Source organism: Aeromonas sp. SrichE-2G, assembly GCF_017939565.1.
GTDB classification, from domain to species: Bacteria; Pseudomonadota; Gammaproteobacteria; order Enterobacterales; family Aeromonadaceae; genus Aeromonas; species Aeromonas taiwanensis.
The window spans coordinates 1,439,361-1,457,531 of record NZ_JAGKRG010000004.1; the positions used below are offsets into that span (position 1 = coordinate 1,439,361).

The following is an 18,171-nucleotide window of genomic DNA, read 5'->3' on the forward strand; positions in this document are numbered from 1 at the left end:
CGTCGTATCTGCCCGTCAACGGGGCTCTTGCTGCTTGCGCCTGTCGCCCAGCTCCGCCGCGCTCAGGCGGCTCAGGCGTCGCAGCCCCAGCTGTCTGGCCAGGGGCTGCAGCAGGGCGTCGTGATCCGAGGGGTCCGGCAACCAGTAACGAACCGGCCAGCCCGCCCGCAACAGGGTGGGTACACGGCTGCCGAGCTCGCACAGCGCCAGCACGCAGTCATGGCGGCGCACCGTCTCGAGCAGGGCGGCATCCTCCACCAGGGTGGGCAGGGCCAGGATCAGCGCTCCGGGGGGCAAGGGTGGCAGGGAGGCCAGCACGTGCACCAGTTGCGACGGCTGGTTCAGTTCCAGCAACAGTGGCTGCCGATGAGCCTCTTCCAGCAGCAGCCTGGCCATCACGGGACCCAGGACGCCGCGCTCCTGCATCCAGCCCACGTCGCACGCCTGCTGTCCTACCTTCCAACGCGCGCTGATGGCCGTCACCATCTCCCCCCGCTCGTCTTTCAGGGGCTCGCACACCGTCTCCAGGGGCGAGGGCGCGGCGCCCCCCAGCCACTCCCGCAACTGGTGCAACTGCCGCTGGTTCATGCTGAGGGCAGCCTTCATCGACGCCTGGTACCAGACCAGGGTCTCATTGTCCCGTTTGGCGTGGTTCAGGGCCAGGATGGCATGCTCCAACAGCTGCTCTGCATCCCCCTCTTCCTCGGCCCTGGCGACCCCGAAACGGCAGGCGAGATCGAAGCGACTCTCCCGGGTCACGAACTCGAACTGCAACAGCGCCACCATGGCCGCCATGCGGGCGTCGAGATCACCGGGTTCGGTGGCCAGCACCACGGCGAACTCGTCCCCTCCCAGCCGGTAAGCGTGACCGGGATAGGCTTGCCGCAACCGGGCAGCAACCGCCTGCAGCAGGCGATCACCGACCTGGTAACCGAGCAGATCATTGACCTGCTTGAACCGCTTCAGATCGAGCACTGCCAGAGCCTGAACCTTGCCGCGCAGCAGGGAAGGTTTGAGCTGCCCCTGCAGGGCCCGGCGGTTGCCGAGCCGGGTCATGGGGTCCAGCAGGGAGAGGCGGCGATTATGCAGGTTGGTGCGGATCAGGGCAAAGACCAGTATCCCCCCCATGATCAACAGGATGAGCTGCCAGATCTGGATCCAGAACAGGCTCTGGCGCAGCTGGTTGAGCGACGCCTCCCGCTCCTGGCCGGAGAGGATCTGATCCCCTATCAGCTCCACCTGGCGGGTGAGACCGGCAATCCTGGCCAGCGACTGGTCGAGGGCCTTCCCCTCTTGCAGCGCGCCGGCCTGGATCTGGGGGTCCAGCGCCTTGACCTCGGCAAACAGCCTGGTCAGCACCTCGCCCAAGCCGTGGCGGGAGCGGGCATCCGCCGTCTCCGAGCTGACCAGAAACACATCCAGCCGGTTCCAGAGCAGATCGTAATGCAGGCTCAGGGTCTCCATATCGAGTCCCCCGGCCCGATAGAGGCGCAGATCGTAGAGGAGGCGCTGGGACTCCTGCATCACCTGGCTGATGTTCCAGTGGATATTGCGATAGAACTTGTCGACGAGCTGTTCGTGGCGGCTCTGCAGCAGCAGGCCCCAGACGGATGAGAACAGAAACAGCAGGGAGATGGCTGCAAGCAGCAGGTTGTGGCGCTGTCGACGGCTCACTTGACGACCTCGATGCGGATCGTCTGCCAGACCATGTTGTTGTGGATGGTAGAGACATCCATCTCGGGATGGGCCGAGAGGGGGATGAGCAGCCAGAGGGGGCCCTTGTTGCGGCGGGTGAGCGGCTTGTCATCCTGATAACGCACCAGGGTGAGCGGCACCTTGGCAAACAGGGAGAGATCGACCCGCTGCCGATAGCCGTTGAGCGCCACCACGTCGAGCAGGCTGGCATCGGCGACATGATGCGCCGCCAGCACACTGGCCAGGGTCGGGCCGCGATAGCGGTGAACGCCGACGGTCCAGGGGGTGGCCGTCTCGAACTCGGCCTGGGGCAAGGCGGCCAGCGCCGCCTCATCGAGGAAGATTTCCTGCTTGTCAGGCAGGATCAATTGCAACAGGGGAGAAGCGGCCTCGGTGCCGAACGAAATCAGCGCCAGGAGAAGAGAGAGGAACCCGTATTGTCGAATCTTCATGATGGTCTTGCCAGTTGCACCCGAGTCTAGGGCCAGTTTGGCGACTTCACCGGGTCAATGCAACCGTGCTCACTTTCAATCGTTATGAACCACGCATTTCCATCCAGTTGTGACCATCGATCGGTTTGGGCTGGTGCACACCACAGCTTTGCAGCAACTCGTCCACGAAGGCCGGTACCAGCAGGGAGGCCGGGCCATAACGCTTCTCGTCGAACTGGCTGCCCACTTCACTGGGTTCCAGATTGAGCTCCACTGTATGGGCACCGTTCAGCCCCGCCTCATGCACGAACCCGGCGGCAGGATAGACGGCGCCAGAGGTACCGATGGAGATGAAGAGATCGCACTGGGCCAGGGCCGAGTAGATGCGATCCAGCCCCAGCGGCATCTCGCCGAACCAGACCACGTGGGGGCGCAGCGGCTGGGGGAGCTGGCAGCAGGAGCAGAGCTCGTCCTGATGCAGATCCCCGCGCCATTCGATCACCTGGCCCGACCCCGGGCAGCGGGCCTTGAGCAGCTCCCCGTGCATGTGGATGAGATTCTTGCTGCCGGCGCTCTCGTGCAGGTTGTCGATGTTCTGGGTGATCAGGGTCACGCGTCCCGGCAACAGGCGCTCGAGGCGGGCCAGGGCATAGTGGGCAGGGTTGGGATGGACCTCGTCCCGCTGCAACTGATGGCGTCTCGCGTTGTAGAAGCGCTGCACCAATTCGGGATCCCGTGCATAGCCCTCCGGGGTGGCTACATCTTCCACCCTGTGCTCCTCCCACAGGCCGTCGCAGGCCCGGAACGTCTTGATACCGGACTCGGCAGAGATGCCGGCACCGGTGAGGATCACGATATGTTTGGCTGACTGCACCATGGCTGTTCTCCTCCAACGGGTAACAGGCTGACCTTAGCACAGGAGCAAGGGACGGCACATTCGCCCTTGGTCTTAGGGCTGGGGGGGAAACCATCCTCGCAGGACGCCCAGATCCAGTCTGGCGAAGACCATCTCCCGCCCCGTCACCAGGGTCAGCGGCAGCCCCAGCCCCTTCAGGAGCGACAGCATGGGGCGGTTCTGGCCGAGCACTTCGGCCGTCCACTCCCGTATCCCCTCCCCGTAAGCCAGCAGGGCCAGCGCCATCAGGATGCGCCGCCCGGCGCCGCGATGCTGGAAATGATCCGCCACTATGCAGGAAAACTCGGCCCTGTCCGGGTGCAAACGTCGACGCACGGACTGGGCCATGGCAAGCGGTGCCCCTTGCTCGTCGGTCAGCAGCAACCCTATCTGGGGTTCTCTGGGGTAGTCGAGAAAGAAGGCGAGCTGCTCGGCCGTCGCAGGCTGCTTGGCCCGCATGAAGCGCAGATAGACGCTCTGCTCGCTGAGCGCATCATAGGCTGCCCGGATGGACTCGGGGTCGCTCCCCGCCAGCTCCCGCAGCCGGCAGGGCACGCCGCCCACCTCCATCGCCATGGGCAGGGCGGCGCGCGAGGCGGGGGGCGTCCAGCCCGTCAGCCCCCGTACCAGACGCCCCTCGTCGAGGGGCCAGCAGAGGTAGCGCGGCACGGCTTACCAGCGCCCCGCTATGCCGCGATCCTGCCACTGGGTAGGGTCGAGCAGGTTGAAGGGATCGTCGAGATAGAGGGCGATGCCGAGATCCCTGGCGCGCTGGATGAAACGGGCCAGCAGGGAGTCTCCGGCCATGGCCTCGATCTCGGACTGCATATGCTGTCCCAGCAGCAGGGATTGCAGCGGCAACCGCTCCAGCAGATCGAACGGCAGGTGCTGGGCGTTGTCCTGCAGCAGGGCGAGCCTCGCCCCGGCCAGGCTCGCCTGGAGCACCAGGGCGAAGCGATCCGCATGGTTCAGCAGGTTGTCCCGCCGATGGATCACCAGGGTCAGTTCGCTCGCCGGGCGCCCATGCTGTTCCAGCCAGGCCTTGAGCGGTTCCCAGTGGGGAGCCAGGCCGCTTAAGCTCAGCCAGACGGGGAGCGTGAACGAGCCCGCCTCCGCCAGCAGACCGAGCTCTCCCCTCGCCTCCCCCTGCCAGCTGCGGATGGTGCGCCTCAGGCCACCCAGTCTGCGCCGGCGTTGTGGCCCCAGATAGAGCGCCTTGAGCAGGCGCAGCAGATCATCGCTCAGCAAGGGTTTGGCCAGTGCGGCCAGCACGTTGAAGCCCGCATCGTGCAACAGGCGCCTGGCACCGTCGATCAGGGTCTGATCATGGGCGGAGAGCAGCACGATGGGCAGGCCGCTGTGGCGATACTGGGGGTGGCTCATCAACAGACTGATGGCATCCTGCTCCGCCAGGCTGAGATCGCAGATAAGCAATCCCACCCCATCCTCTTCCAGCGCCTTGAGGCACCCTTCACCCTCCTGCACCCATGTGCAGGGCAGCCCCAGCGCCTCTATCTCCTGCTGGATGCAGGCTCCCTGAAAGGGGTGATCCTCGAGCAGCAAGACCTGCAACCGGGAGAGCCAGGTCCGCCACTCCTGCTCCCGCGCCTGGAGCCCTTCCAGCCAAGGGGCAGAGAGGCGATAGATACCCGCCCCCGGGGTCAGCAACTGCGGCAGGTAGTCGGCACCGGCATGAGAGGCGGGATCGAACAGGGCGATGGCTCCGGTGGCAAACAGCCCCTCCCATTGCCAGCCGGCATCGGGACGGGTGCGGTGCAGACTGGCATAGGCCGGCAAGCCGGCGGCCTTGACCGCCTGATAGGAGGCGGCGTCCAGGGCATAGACGCTGACGGGGTGAAACACCGGCTCCTGACTGTCATCAGACTCCAGCAAGGCCAGCAACTCTTCCTCTGTGATGATCATCTCATGCTCTCTCGCCCAGTTGTCGGCAGACCTCTTCCACGGTCAGCCGCAACTCTGCTGCTAGGGGGTGTCCGGGGGCCTCCTGCCAACGGTCGATCACCTGGACCAGCGGGCTGGCCCCCACCATTTTGGCGGCCCCCTTCATCTTGTGTAAAGCCGAATCGAGGGCGGCCTGGTCCCCTTGTGTCACGCACTGCTCGATGTCCGCCAGCTCCTGGCGAAGCGAGGTCAGGTAAAGCGCAATAAGGGGCGGGGTCAACAGGGGCGACAGGGTCATGACCGCGGTCGGCAACGCCTGCACCTGGCCATCACTGTGTCGACCACCGAGGGTACGCAGCAAGGTGGCCAGCTCCTTCAGAAGCACGGGCTTGTCCAACCGCCCCTGACAACCGCACTCCGCCAGCCGCTGCGCCGCCTGCTCGCTGAGATCGGCGGTGATCACATAGACCGGCAGATGTTGCCAGCGCACATCGGCGCGCAGTTGCCTGCACAGCTCGGCGCCGTCCATCACCGGCATCTGCAGATCGGTCAGCACCAGATCCACCGTTTCCGAGCGCAGGATGTCGAGGGCCAGGCGACCGTTGGCAGCGCTCAGCACCCGAGCCCCCAGCTGACTGAGCTGCATGCTGATCAACACCCGGTTCACCTCGTGATCTTCCACCAGAAGCACCCGCATGCTGGCGCCCGGCAGATCCGCTATCTCCTCCCCCTCCTGGGCAAGGCGGGGCTGCAGCAGACTGATCACCGAGCCCGGGATCCAGGGCTCTCCCTGCCATGACCAGGCCCGCAATCCCTGCTCGTCCTCAAACGCGCCAAGGACCGGGGCCGCTTCATCCTCTGTGATGCCAAACGCGGCAAGCCAGGCCCGGATATAGGCCCGCTCTTGCGCTGGCAGTTGCAAGGAGAGCTGCTTGACCCTGGGTTGCCAGGGCGCCTTCTCCTGGGCGGGTCGAAGAGGCAAGGCGCAGACGAAGCGACTGCCGCCAGTGGCCACGGGTTCGACCCGAATATGACCCCCCATCTGCTCCATCAGCTGGCGACAGATGGCGAGCCCGAGCCCCGTCCCCTGGGCCCTTAACTGGCCGGGCTCCTCACCCTGCTCGAAGGGCTGGAACAGGCGGGGCAGCAGCTCGGCGCTGATGCCGGGCCCCTGATCGTCCACACCGCACCAGATCCACTCCCCCTGCCGGCGTGCCCAGAGCACCACCTCTCCCCGCTCGCTGAACTTGATGGCGTTGGAGAGCAGGTTGTGCAGCACCTGCTGCACGCGGTGGGGATCGAGCTCCATCAGGGCAGGCAGTGCCGGGTCCAGCTCGAGGCGCAGCTGCAGATGCCGGGAGCGTGCCTTGGACCAGTGCACCGCCGCCACGTGCTCGCACAACTCCACCAGATCGGTGGGCTGCACGGAGAGCCTGAGCCCGCTCGTTTCATTGCGGCTGAAGTCGAGCACGTCGTTGAGCAGGCTCAGCAATTCGTTGCCCGCCTGCCTGACGTGCGCCAGCACCGAGGCCTGCTCGGCATTGAGCGCGGTCTGATCCAGCCACTCCAGCAGCCCCAGCATGGCGTTCATGGGGGTGCGGATCTCGTGGCTCACGGCAGCGAGGAAGCGCCCCTTCGCCAGCACCGCCTGCTGGGCCTGCTCGTGGGAGAGCTGCAGCTTGTGCTCCTGCTCCACCCTGCCGGTCGCATCCTGCAGCACCCCGAAGACTCGCCACCCGGCCCCCTGACGCCGTCCCCTCCCGGAGAACTGCAGCCAGCGCGAGCCCTTGACGGGATGCTGGTAGCGCAAGAGATGGGAGAAAGGACGCCCCGCCTGCAGCATGGTCAGCATAGGGGCGCGCATCTCGCGCCTGTCCTGGCGTGAGATGCGGGTGAGGGCCTCGTTGGGATTGACGCGGATCTGCTGGCTGGCCAGCCCCAGCAGCTCGTGGCTGCCACGGCTCACAAACTCCACCCGGCTGATGGCGCCACTCTGCAGGGTGAATTGCAGCACCACGCCGGGCACCGTATTGGTCAGGGCCCGCAGGCGCCGCTCCGCCTGGCGCAACAGCCGGGTGCGCTCGCGCAGGGCGCTGATGTCCGAGAGGGCGATGAGATCCCCAGCCGGAGAGTGCGGGCCCAGGCGCAGCGGGATCTGGGCATAGGAGTAGACCTGATCACCCAGCGCCAGCTCCCCTTCCGCCCCCTGCAACTGGGGCGCAGGCAGCACGAGATCGGCGGCGTAACGGGCCTCCATCCGCTTGGCCCGTTTGTTGCGTTTGATCACCTCCCCCTTGTCGTTGCGCAGGAACACGGGGACCGGCAGCGCCTGGAAGAGGGACTCCCTGAACTGGCTCTCCAGCGCCAGGGCCTGCTCCGCCTTCTGGCGTTCTCGCGCCTCCTGCGCCAGTTGCTGACGGGAGCGCCAGATCAGCCAGATCACCGCCATGCTGATCATCAGCGCCAGCAGAACGGAACCGAGCCAGAAGCCGTAGCTGACCCCCTCCTGCTGGTGCAGGACCAGGCGGCGCCAGCGTTGCACCAGATCGTCCACCTGGCGATCCGTGATGGCCATCAGGCTCTGCTCCAGTACGCCGGCCAGCCTGGGTTGATCGGGGCGCAGGGCAAATCCCAGGCCGAAGCGCTCCGGCAATTCGGTGACGGTCAGCTCCCCCAGCTGGTTGTTGCGAAGCGGATACTGCAGCTGGTAAAGCTCGGCCAGCATGACTTTCGCATCACCCCGCTGCACCGCCGCCAGCCCTTCCAGCAGGCTGTCGGCCACTTCCCACTCGTGGTGGCCGAAGCGGGCGAGCAGCCCGGTGTCATAGAGCATCCGGGGAACCATCACCTTGCCGCTGACCTCGGCCAGGGACTGTGGCGCCCCCAGCTTGCGGCTGACCAGGGCATAGCGACTGGTCGCCACCACCCGGGTGAAGTCAAACTCCGCCCCCAGCGCTGGCGACTCCAGCAGACCCGCCATCATGGCCGCCTCCCCGCTGCGCAGCTTGGCCAGGGCCTCCTCCCTGCTCGCGGCGGGCAGCAGTTCGAAATGCAGCCCCGTCTGCCGGCTCACTTCCCGCAAGACATCCGCGCTCCAGCCAATGAACCCCCCCTGCTCGTTGATGCCGCTGTAGGGCATGAAACCGGGATCCGCCACCACCTTGATGGTGTGGGCATTGCCCACGAGCCAGGCCTGCTCCCTGTCGGTGAAGTGCAGCGGGTTTACATCCTGCTCGCTCTGGGGCAGATAGCGCCCCAGATCCCGATAGAGGCTACCCGGCGGCAGGAAGCGGATCGCCTTGTCCACCAACTCGCGCAGCTCCGGCCTGTCCCGCATCATCAACCGATAGCTGAGCACCAGATCGTCGCTGCGCAAACGGCGCAGGCGCAGTCCCTCGTCCGGGTACTCCCGCATCAGGTAACGCAACTGCAGATAGTCCCCGAGATAGGCGCTGCCCCGCCCCGCGACGAGGGCACCGTACCAGTTTTCCGCCTCGGTCAGGGGCAGCTGGGAGGCGCGAGGATAAAGCCGTGCCAGGATCTCCTGTGCCCGCCAGATGGGCGAGACCAGGAAGCGGGCCTCGTCGAGTTCGCCGCGATAGAGAATGGCTGACTCCGCCTCCAGCATGGCCCGACTCAGCGCCATGCCGGACGGCGTCTGCAGGGAGGGGCTCACATGGGGGATGAGATCGCAGCGGCCATCCTGCAGGCCCTGCAAGGTGGCCGCCCAGTTGGGCAAGGTCTCGAAGCGCAGCGGCACCGGCAGCTGCTGGGCCAGGCGCGTCACCTGGTCGATGAGCAGCCCCCCCTGCTCTTCCAGATAGGGAGGGCGCTGCAGGGCGGGGTAACAGAAGGTCAGACCGGAGAGTGCATCAACATACGCCTGGGTACCGGGTGACAGGGGGAGTATGGCGGCACGCAGTGGCAGGGCCAGCAACGCACCGGACAGCAGCAGAATTCTTATCATAGAAACGGAAAAGCCAGGCGATTGCCTGGCTTTTTATCACTCGTTGGGTTCAACATTTTCTACCCTGGCCTTGAGCTTCTGGCCGGGCCGGAAGGTCACCACACGGCGGGCGCTGATGGGAATATCCTCGCCCGTCTTGGGGTTGCGTCCGGGGCGCTGGTTCTTCTCGCGAAGATCGAAGTTACCGAAGCCTGAAATCTTGACCTGTTCGCCACGTTCGAGCGCTTGTCGGATTTCCTCAAAGAAGGCTTCCACCATATCTTTGGCTTCACGCTTGCTCATCCCGAGCTGGGTGAACAGGTGCTCTGCAATGTCGGCTTTGGTAAGCGCCATAGATCAATCCCTCAAGGATGCATTCAACTCTTCACCAAGGGCCCGCACGACATTGTCCACGGTCTCGGCGATCTCTTTCTCCTCCAGGGTGCGCTGGGTGTCTTGCAACACCAGGCTGATGGCCAGACTCTTCTTGTCCTCTGCCATACCAGCACCCTGGTATACGTCGAACAAGTTTATTCCAACTAACTGATTTCCGCCAACTTTTTTAATTACTGCCAGAACGTCGCCAGCCAGGATCTGTCTGTCAACCACCACGGCGATATCGCGACGGTTGGCCGGGAAGCGGGAGACTTCGGCCGCAAGCGGCACCTTGGCCGGCGTCAGCTTGTCCAGCTCCAGCTCGAACATGACGGCGCGAGTCTTGAGTCCCAGCTTCTTCTCGAGGCTCGGGTGGATCACGCCGATGTGGCCGATGACCACGCCGTTACGCAGAATGGCCGCGCTCTGGCCCGGGTGCAGGGCGCTGTGCTCGGTACGCTCGAAGGTGAAGGTCGCCCCTTCGGCGGTCAGGTCCAGCACGGCTTCCAGATCGCCTTTCAGATCGAAGAAGTCGACGGCGCGGCTCTTGACGTCCCAGTGCTCGTCACCCTGGTTGCCGGTGATGATGCCGGCCAGCATGGGCTCCTGACGGATGCCGTTCTCGGCGCTCGCGTCCTTGATGAAACGCAGTCCCTGCTCGAACAGGCGCACACGCGGCTGCTGGCGGTTCTGGTTGTAGACCACGGCCTGCACCAGACCCGGGAACAAGGAGACACGCATGGCAGACATCTCGACCGAGATCGGGTTCGGCAGCACGATGGCATCGCTCTGCGGGAACAGGGTCTGCTGGACCTTGGGATCGACGAAGCTGTAGGTGATCGCTTCCTGGAAGCCTCTGTCGACCAGCAGGTCACGCACCCGCTTCAGGGTCACCTGCCCTTCAGCCTGCTCCACCATCGCGAGCGATGCGGCAGGTTTGAGGTTCGGGATGTTGTTGTAGCCGTAGATGCGGGCCACTTCCTCGATGAGATCTTCCTCGATGGCGATGTCGAAACGCCAGGAGGGGGCCAGCGCGGTCCAGCCGTCGGCGTCCACGGTCACCTGCATGCCGAGGCGAGTCAGGATCTCGACCACCTGAGCGTCCGCCACGCTGATGCCGATCACCTTGTCGAGCTTGGCGCGACGCAGCTTGATGGGGGCAGCCTTGGGCAGATGGGCATCGGATTTGACCTCGATGACCGGACCCGCTTCACCGCCGCACTCTCCGCCACAAATGTCCAGCAGCAGACGGGTGGCACGATCCATCACCTTGGCTTGCAGCTCGGGATCCACCCCGCGTTCGAAGCGGTGGGAGGCGTCGGTGTGCAGACCGTAGGCACGGGCACGGCCGGTGATGGAGAGCGGCGCGAAGAAGGCGCACTCCAGCAGGATGTCGGTGGTGGTCTCGGACACACCGGTGCGATCGCCGCCGAAGATACCGGCCATGCAGGCAGGGCCTTTGGCATCGGCAATCACCAGGGTGGTCTCTTTGAGCTTCACTTCGTTGCCATCGAGCAGGGTCATGGGCTCGTCGGCCTTGGCGCGACGCACCACCAGTTCCCCTTCCAGCTTGGCCAAGTCGAAGGCGTGCATCGGCTGACCGTATTCCAGCAGCAGATAGTTAGTGATGTCGACAATGGCGTCGATGGAGCGGATGCCGCCGCGGCGCAGTTTCTCCTGCATCCAGAGCGGGCTCTGGGCCTTGAGGTTCAGCCCCTTGATGACGCGCCCCAGATAACGGGGGCAGTCTGCCGGCGCTTCGACCCGGATCGGGAAGGTAGCGTCGATGGTGGCAGCAGCAGGGGTCCAGGTCGGCTCGACCACGTCCACGCTGTTGAGCACGCCGATTTCACGGGCCAGACCCGCGATGCCGAGGCAGTCGGCACGGTTCGGGGTCAGATCCACGTCGATGCTGACGTCGTTGAGCGCGAGGTAGTCGCGGATATCGGTGCCAATGGGGGCATCGCTCGGCAGCTCGATGATGCCATCGGCCTCGACGTCGATACCCAGCTCGCTGAAGGAGCAGAGCATGCCGTGGGACGGCTGGCCGCGCAGCTTGGCTTTCTTGATGGTGAAATCACCCGGCAGGGTCGCCCCGACCTTGGCCACGCAGACTTTGAGGCCCTGGCGGCAGTTCGGCGCGCCGCAGACGATGTCAAGCAGCTCGGCCTCGCCCACGTTGACCTTGGTCACCCGCAGCTTGTCGGCGTCCGGATGCTGGGCGCACTCGACCACTTCACCCACCACCACATTGTTGAACTGGCCGGCCACCGCTTCCACGGCGTCCACTTCCAGGCCGGCCATGGTGATCTGCTCGGCCAGTGCGTTGTCACTCAACTCGGTGCGGACCCATTCCATCACCCAGGATTTACTGAATTTCATGTTCTCTCGCCCTTACTTGAACTGCTTGAGGAAGCGCAGGTCGTTTTCGAAGAAGGCACGCAGGTCGTTGACCCCGTAGCGCAGCATGGTCAGGCGCTCAACGCCCATGCCGAAGGCAAAGCCGGAGTATTTTTCCGGATCGATGCCGACCGAACGCAGCACGTTCGGGTGCACCATGCCGCAACCCAGCACTTCCAGCCACTTGCCGTTCTTGCCCATCACGTCCACTTCGGCGCTCGGCTCGGTGAACGGGAAGTAGGAAGGACGGAAGCGAATGGTCAAGTCTTCCTCGAAGTAGTTGCGCAGGAAGTCGTGCAGGATCCCTTTCAGCTCGGTGAAGCTGGCATGCTCATCGACCAGCAGGCCTTCGACCTGGTGGAACATCGGGGTGTGGGTCATGTCGTAGTCGTTACGATAGACACGGCCCGGCGCGATGATGCGGATCGGCGGCTGCTGATGTTCCATGGTGCGGATCTGCACGCCCGAGGTGTGGGTGCGCAGCATCAGATCGGGATTGAAGTAGAAGGTATCGTGATCGGTACGCGCCGGGTGGTGAGCCGGGATGTTCAGCGCATCGAAGTTGTGGAAGCCGTCTTCAATCTCGGGACCACGGGCAACCTTGAAGCCCATCTCGCCAAACAGGCGCTCGATGCGCTCGATGGTGCGGGTCACCGGGTGCAGACCGCCATTCTCGATACGGCGGCCCGGCAGGCTGACGTCGATGGTCTCGGCGGCCAGCTTCTGATTCAGCACGGCGACTTCGAGGGCCTCACGACGATCGTTCAGGGCATCCTGAACCTGCTGTTTGGCCTGGTTGATCACGGCGCCGGCGGCCGGACGTTCTTCAGCGGACAGGGCGCCCAGGCCCTTCATCTGCTCGGTAAAAAAGCCCTTTTTACCCAGATATTTGACCCGGATCTCGTCGAGGGCGGCGATGTCGCTTACGCCCTCAATCTCGGCCTTGGCCTGGCCGACTACTTCTTCAAGCTGTTGCATGTCTTCCTCGTCACCACTCCCGGTACAGGAGCCTTTAGGCTAAATAAGGTCAAGAGGGGAATAATACAAAAAAAGCCCCTTCACTGACCATAGTTAAGGTGCCCTTTTCTCCCTGCAAATCATTTTGTTATATCAAGCGAGCCCCAAGTGCTTCCCCACTCGTCTGAAATAATGGAGATTTAATCTAGTTTGTTGGCATATGGAGCTGATAGCGGGACCTGTGAAGCCTGCTCCCCCGCCACACCATCCACTACGGGCAACAAAAAGGAGGATGTATTCGACCTCATATATCCATCAAATCAACAAGATGCATATCAACGAGTGATGAGCCAATCGAGAGCGAGCCGGGGCTAGCGACGATGCTTGGGGAGCAATTATCGGGCACTTTCTCTCATGCAGCAGGCGACGAATATGCCTATGAACCCGGGCAAATCTCATCGTTGAGGCGGTTCTTGTGCTTAGTCCCCCTGCTTTCAAGAGCTGGCCATGGCGGCGCCACCAGAGTTCGATGGTCCAAGAGAGCAGCCGGTTAGTCGCCTGACAATCCCCCCACTCCCCCTGCCTTGCGGGAATAGGCGGCATCCCCCTTACTTTAAGGTCTGGAGCGGCATGATGCCGCGCAGCCATCGACAGGGATCAGTATGAAAAATGCCACCACAGGAATGATCGGGATCACCCTGATCACCGCATTGTTCACCGGCCCACTGAGTGCCAACAGCGAAGACCCCATGCATGATCGCGGCCGTTATCTGCTCAAGATATCGGGATGCAACGATTGCCATACCCCCGGCTATGCACAGAGCGGAGGGGCCGTGCCCGAGAAGGAGTGGCTGACAGGCGACAGCCTTGGCTGGCGAGGCCCCTGGGGCACCACCTACCCGAGCAATCTGCGCCGCTACATGCAGGCGATCAGCGAAGAGCAATGGCTGGCCCAGGCAAAGACCCGGCAATACCGGCCGCCCATGCCGTGGTTCGCGCTCAGGGATATGGCGGAGGACGACCTTCGCGCCATCTACCGCTTCACCAAGCATCTGGGGGCTGCAGGCGCTCCGGCCCCCGCCTACCTGACGCCGGAGCAAATGCCAGAGGGGCCCTTCGTGCAATTCCCTGCCCCGCCCACACCCTGAGCACCGCTTAACATGCAATGAGCATGGCCATAAAAACACGGACACGAAAAAGAGAAAGCGAGTTCAAGCCGTAAATTACAGATACAAAAAAGGAGGCCGATGGCCTCCTTTTATCATCTATAAAACAGAACCGGATTAAACCAGAGCTGCTTTGGCCTTTTCAACCAGGGCGGTGAAAGCCAGCTTGTCGTGAACGGCGATATCGGACAGGATCTTGCGATCGATCTCGATGGAAGCCTTCTTCAGACCGTCGATCAGACGGCTGTAGGACAGACCGTTCTGACGGGCTGCAGCGTTGATACGCGCAATCCACAGTTGACGGAACTGACGCTTCTTCTGGCGACGGTCACGGTAGGCATACTGACCAGCTTTGGTTACCGCTTGTACCGCTACGCGGTAGACACGGGAACGGGCGCCGTAGTAACCCTTGGCGGCTTTCATTACTTTCTTGTGACGAGCGCGAGCGGTCACACCACGTTTAACTCTTGGCATTTTTCACATCCCCCCTTATGCGTACGGCAGACAAGCGACAACACGTTTGTGGTCGGCAGCGGAAACAAAGAACTTCGGTCCCAGCTGACGCTTACGCTTACTGCTCTTCTTGGTCAGGATGTGACGCAGGTGGTTGTGCTTGCACTTGAAGCGACCTGAGCCAGTCTTCTTGAAGCGCTTTGCGGCGCCCCGGTTGGTTTTCATCTTCGGCATTTCATACTCCGCATTGTGAGTGACAACAAAATCGCAAGGCGAACCGACTCATGGAGCAAGCCCCATGAGTCAATTTCTTGTGGGCCTTAAGATTTCTTCTTGGGTGCGAGGACCATCACAGCTTGACGGCCTTCGACTTTCGGGAACGATTCGACTACGGCCAGCTCTTCCAGATCGTTCTTGACGCGCTCGAGAACCTTGATACCAAGATCCTGGTGGGCCATTTCACGACCACGGAAGCGCAGGGTGACCTTCGCCTTGTCCCCGTCTTCCAGAAAGCGAACCAGGTTGCGTAGTTTTACCTGATAGTCGCCTTCGTCGGTGCCAGGACGGAATTTGATTTCCTTGACCTGGACGACTTTCTGCTTCTTCTTCTGTTCTTTGGTGGTCTTGCTCTTTTCGTAGAGGAATTTGCCGTAATCCATGATCCGGCAAACGGGCGGCTCAGCGTTCGGACTGATCTCGACCAGATCCACTCCGGCCTCAAGGGCCAAGTTCAGAGCATCCTGGATGGAGGTGATGCCAATGGCTTCACCATCCAGGCCAGTCAGACGAACTTCTTTCAGACGGATCTCTTCATTGATCCGGTGAGCGCGGGCTTGCGGTTGCTTGCCCAGTTTTTTTCCGCCTTTTATAGCTTATTCCTCCACTTTCTTTTGTCCGCGGGTCTGAACTTCCTGGGTCAACAGAGCAATCAGCTCTTCAACAGGATAAGAGCCCAGGTCAGCCCCTTTACGAGTACGCACTGCAATCTTGCCGGCTTCTACTTCTTTATCGCCGCAGACCAGCATGAAGGGTACCCGCTTCAAAGTATGCTCGCGGATTTTAAAGCCAATCTTCTCATTTCTCAAGTCCGCTTTTGCGCGAAGGCCCGCATCATTCAATGCTTTGGCAACTTTCACCGCATAATCGGCCTGGTTATCCGTGATATTCATCACCACGGCCTGGGTCGGAGCCAGCCAGGTCGGGAAGAAACCGGCGTACTCTTCAGTCAGGATCCCGATGAAGCGCTCCAGCGAGCCCAGAATGGCGCGGTGGATCATCACGGGCACGTGGCGCTCGTTGTCTTCGCCCACGTAAGTGGCGCCAAGGCGGCCCGGCAGGGCAAAGTCGAGCTGCACGGTACCACACTGCCAGGCACGATCAAGGCAATCGTGCAGGGTGAACTCGATCTTCGGACCGTAGAAGGCCCCCTCGCCCGGCTGCAGGTCGAACTTCAGACCGTTCAGCTCCAGCGCCTCGGCCAGTGCGGCCTCGGCACGATCCCATGCCTCGTCGGAGCCGATACGCTGCTCCGGACGGGTGGAGAGCTTGACCACGATGTTCTCGAAGCCGAAGGTGCCGTAGACGTCGTAGACCATGCGGATGCACGCAGACACCTCTTCCATGATCTGCTCTTCGGTACAGAAGATGTGGGCATCATCCTGGGTGAAGCCCCGTACCCGCATCAGGCCGTGCAGGGAACCGGACGGCTCGTTGCGGTGGCAGGAGCCGAACTCGGCCATGCGCAGCGGCAGATCGCGGTAGGATTTCAGGCCCTGGTTGAAGATCTGCACGTGGCCCGGGCAGTTCATCGGCTTGATGGCGTACTCGCGGTTCTCGGACTGGGTGGTGAACATGGCCTGGGCGTATTTCTCCCAGTGACCTGAACGCTCCCACAGCACGCGGTCCATCATGAAGGGACCCTTCACTTCCTGATAGTCGTACTCTTTGAGCTTGCCGCGGATGAAGGTTTCCAGCTCACGGAAGATGGTCCAGCCATCGTTGTGCCAGAACACCATGCCCGGCGCTTCTTCCTGCATGTGGTACAGGTCGAGCTGCTTGCCGATCTTGCGGTGGTCGCGCTTGGCGGCCTCTTCCAGACGCTGCAGATAGGCCTTGAGCTGCTTCTTGTCGGCCCAGGCGGTGCCGTAGATGCGCTGCAGCATCTTGTTGTTGGAGTCGCCGCGCCAGTAGGCGCCGGACATCTTCTGCAGCTTGAAGTGGTGACAGTGACGCATGTTGGGCACGTGCGGCCCGCGGCACATGTCGATGTACTCTTCGTGATGATAGAGACCGGGCTGATCATCACGGGCGATGTTCTGATCCAGGATCTCGACCTTGTAGGTCTCGCCACGGGCTTCGAACACGTCGCGTGCTTCCTGCCAGGAGACCTTCTTCTTGACGACGTCGTAATCCTTGGCGGCCAGCGCCAGCATGCGCTCTTCCAGGGCGGCCAGATCGTCCTCGGTCAGGGTGCGGTCGAGATCGACGTCGTAATAGAAACCGTTGTCGATGACGGGACCGATGGCCATCTTGGTCTGGGGCCAGAGCTGCTTGATGGCATGACCCAACAGGTGGGCACAGGAGTGGCGCAGGATGTCCAGACCGTCTTCGTCTTTGGCGGTGATGATGGCCAGGGAGGCATCTGCTTCGATCAGCTCGCAAGCATCTACCAGTTCACCGTTCACCCGGCCGGCAATGCACGCCTTGGCGAGGCCGGGACCGATGTCTGCGGCGACGTCCATGACGGAAACGGCGTGGGGGAATTGACGTTGGCTGCCGTCTGGCAGAGTAATGATTGGCATTCGGTGTTTCCTTAGACAGTGGTGCCCCCTACCAAAGGGCACATGTGAATGAAAAATGTCCTTGAATCTCAAGCTGTTCACGTGAATGTTTCACCGCTCACAATGCGGTTGCTACACACCGTGGTACACACTCTGATGGCTGTGCATGGCTTGCAATTGACAGGTACAGCGAAGGATTGTATCAGACGCGACAACTCAGACAAGTTGTCTTGGCGATTTTGCATACCATGGAAACAGGCCGGACCGAATCACCGGAAGGCGCCGGGGCTGGCACGCCGACCCGCGATGCAGCCCGCTGTGCTAGGTTTCCAGTGAGGCGACAGCCCAAGCAAGGAGAGCATGATGTACACCTATGACATTTCGTTTCCGGAGCATGCGGAGAAGATCATCCACCCGGACCACCTGCTGACGACACACTGTCCCGTGCATATCGGAGAGCTGGTGATCCTGAGCGATGGCAGCAAGCGCGAGGTATGCAGCATAGTGCACAGCGCCGAACGCAGTACCCTCTATGTCACCGACGTGAGCCCGGGCAAGGTCACCGCCAGCCGCTGATTCGCTAGCCGGTGCTCAACAGAGAGCTGCCGTTGAAATCGAAGGCGCTGCGCCCCTCCTCGGCCAGCGCCAGCTCCTGCAACACCTGCAGTGCCATCTTGTTGCCCTTTTGCGAGGCCTGATAGAGCCACTGTTTCGCCTCGGCCATGTCGACACGGCCATTGACCCCCATCAGGTGCAGCACCCCTACCTTCAGCATGGCGGGCACATCGCCGTTCCTGGCAGCCAGCTCCATCCAGCGAAAGGCCTCGCGCAGATCCCGCGTCACCCCGACGCCCCGCAGATAGACCTCCGCCAGCCGATATTGACCGAAGGCATCCCCCGCCTCGGCGGACTGGCGATAGAGCGCGATGGCGCGGCCCATGTCCTGCTCGCTCCCCTGCCCCACTTCATGGCTCCAGCCCATCAACGCCTGGGCCCTTGGCTGGCCCTCATCCGCCAGGGGCGACCAAATCCGGGTCGCTTCATCAAAGTGCCCTGTCCGCCAGGCACGGTTGGCCGCCGCCATCTCCTGTTCGGTGGAGAGCGGGATCAGACGCCAGATGACCAGGGCGAGGATGGCGATGAAGAGCCAGCGGGAGGTAGTGGGTTTCAT

16 protein-coding genes are annotated in these 18,171 nt (G+C 62.7%); 2 read left to right on the forward strand and 14 right to left on the reverse strand.

Annotated elements, in window-relative coordinates; genetic code table 11:
* Nucleotides 1-15: 15 nt before the first annotated feature.
* The 9 genes from J9885_RS08475 to pheS form a co-directional block, all read right to left on the reverse strand.
* Nucleotides 16-1,674 carry a diguanylate cyclase gene (locus tag J9885_RS08475; RefSeq protein WP_349237382.1) on the reverse strand — a complete coding sequence of 553 codons (1,659 nt, stop codon included), beginning with the start codon at nucleotides 1,672-1,674 and terminating at the stop codon, nucleotides 16-18.
* Entirely contained in the window at nucleotides 1,671-2,150 is a 480-nt protein-coding gene (locus J9885_RS08480) for a hypothetical protein (RefSeq protein ID WP_210548967.1), read from the reverse strand. Before J9885_RS08480 ends, J9885_RS08475 begins: the two co-directional genes overlap by 4 nt.
* A 79-nt stretch (nucleotides 2,151-2,229) precedes the next feature.
* The gene (gene cobB, locus J9885_RS08485; protein WP_043760379.1) at nucleotides 2,230-3,003 is read right to left on the reverse strand and encodes a Sir2 family NAD+-dependent deacetylase; all 774 of its coding nucleotides are present in this window, start codon (nucleotides 3,001-3,003) and stop codon (nucleotides 2,230-2,232) included.
* A 72-nt stretch (nucleotides 3,004-3,075) separates the two neighbouring features.
* Entirely contained in the window at nucleotides 3,076-3,690 is a 615-nt protein-coding gene (locus tag J9885_RS08490) for a GNAT family N-acetyltransferase (protein ID WP_134694424.1), read from the reverse strand.
* A 3-nt stretch (nucleotides 3,691-3,693) separates the two neighbouring features.
* On the reverse strand, nucleotides 3,694-4,944 hold the full coding sequence (locus J9885_RS08495; protein WP_210548803.1) for a response regulator: 1,251 nt from the start codon (nucleotides 4,942-4,944) through the stop codon (nucleotides 3,694-3,696).
* 1 nt (nucleotide 4,945) lies between these two features.
* A complete protein-coding gene (locus J9885_RS08500) occupies nucleotides 4,946-8,890 on the reverse strand; it encodes a transporter substrate-binding domain-containing protein (RefSeq protein ID WP_246876822.1) in 3,945 nt (1,314 codons plus the stop codon).
* 36 nt (nucleotides 8,891-8,926) lie between these two features.
* Entirely contained in the window at nucleotides 8,927-9,223 is a 297-nt protein-coding gene (gene ihfA, locus J9885_RS08505; protein WP_005300715.1) for an integration host factor subunit alpha, read from the reverse strand.
* A 3-nt stretch (nucleotides 9,224-9,226) separates the two neighbouring features.
* The gene (gene pheT / locus J9885_RS08510; RefSeq protein ID WP_210548805.1) at nucleotides 9,227-11,626 is read right to left on the reverse strand and encodes a phenylalanine--tRNA ligase subunit beta; all 2,400 of its coding nucleotides are present in this window, start codon (nucleotides 11,624-11,626) and stop codon (nucleotides 9,227-9,229) included.
* Between the two features lie 12 nt (nucleotides 11,627-11,638).
* Nucleotides 11,639-12,622 (reverse strand): phenylalanine--tRNA ligase subunit alpha, encoded by a 984-nt coding sequence (pheS, locus tag J9885_RS08515; protein WP_134694432.1) that lies wholly within the window; start codon nucleotides 12,620-12,622, stop codon nucleotides 11,639-11,641.
* A 641-nt stretch (nucleotides 12,623-13,263) separates the two neighbouring features.
* Between pheS and J9885_RS08520 the strand changes: the two genes are divergently transcribed.
* On the forward strand, nucleotides 13,264-13,749 hold the full coding sequence (locus J9885_RS08520; protein ID WP_210548807.1) for a hypothetical protein: 486 nt from the start codon (nucleotides 13,264-13,266) through the stop codon (nucleotides 13,747-13,749).
* Nucleotides 13,750-13,884: 135 nt separating this feature from the next.
* On the opposite strand, the gene rplT is transcribed toward J9885_RS08520, so the two are convergent.
* The 4 genes from rplT to thrS form a co-directional block, all read right to left on the reverse strand.
* Nucleotides 13,885-14,241 (reverse strand): 50S ribosomal protein L20, encoded by a 357-nt coding sequence (gene rplT / locus J9885_RS08525; protein WP_010674800.1) that lies wholly within the window; start codon nucleotides 14,239-14,241, stop codon nucleotides 13,885-13,887.
* A 15-nt stretch (nucleotides 14,242-14,256) separates the two neighbouring features.
* Nucleotides 14,257-14,454, reverse strand: a complete 198-nt coding sequence (gene rpmI / locus J9885_RS08530) for a 50S ribosomal protein L35 (protein ID WP_005300673.1) — start codon at nucleotides 14,452-14,454, stop codon at nucleotides 14,257-14,259.
* 86 nt (nucleotides 14,455-14,540) lie between these two features.
* Nucleotides 14,541-15,071: a translation initiation factor IF-3 gene (gene infC, locus J9885_RS08535; protein WP_185219337.1), complete on the reverse strand. Its 531-nt coding sequence runs from the start codon at nucleotides 15,069-15,071 to the stop codon at nucleotides 14,541-14,543.
* Between the two features lie 21 nt (nucleotides 15,072-15,092).
* Entirely contained in the window at nucleotides 15,093-17,021 is a 1,929-nt protein-coding gene (thrS, locus tag J9885_RS08540) for a threonine--tRNA ligase (RefSeq protein WP_210548810.1), read from the reverse strand.
* Nucleotides 17,022-17,363: 342 nt separating this feature from the next.
* Here thrS and J9885_RS08545 point away from each other — a divergent pair, with 342 nt between their 5' ends.
* On the forward strand, nucleotides 17,364-17,576 hold the full coding sequence (locus tag J9885_RS08545; protein WP_210548812.1) for a hypothetical protein: 213 nt from the start codon (nucleotides 17,364-17,366) through the stop codon (nucleotides 17,574-17,576).
* A gap of 4 nt (nucleotides 17,577-17,580) precedes the next feature.
* Here J9885_RS08545 and J9885_RS08550 read toward each other — a convergent pair whose 3' ends face one another.
* Nucleotides 17,581-18,171, reverse strand: coding sequence for a tetratricopeptide repeat protein (locus J9885_RS08550; protein ID WP_210548814.1), 591 nt, complete (start codon nucleotides 18,169-18,171; stop codon nucleotides 17,581-17,583).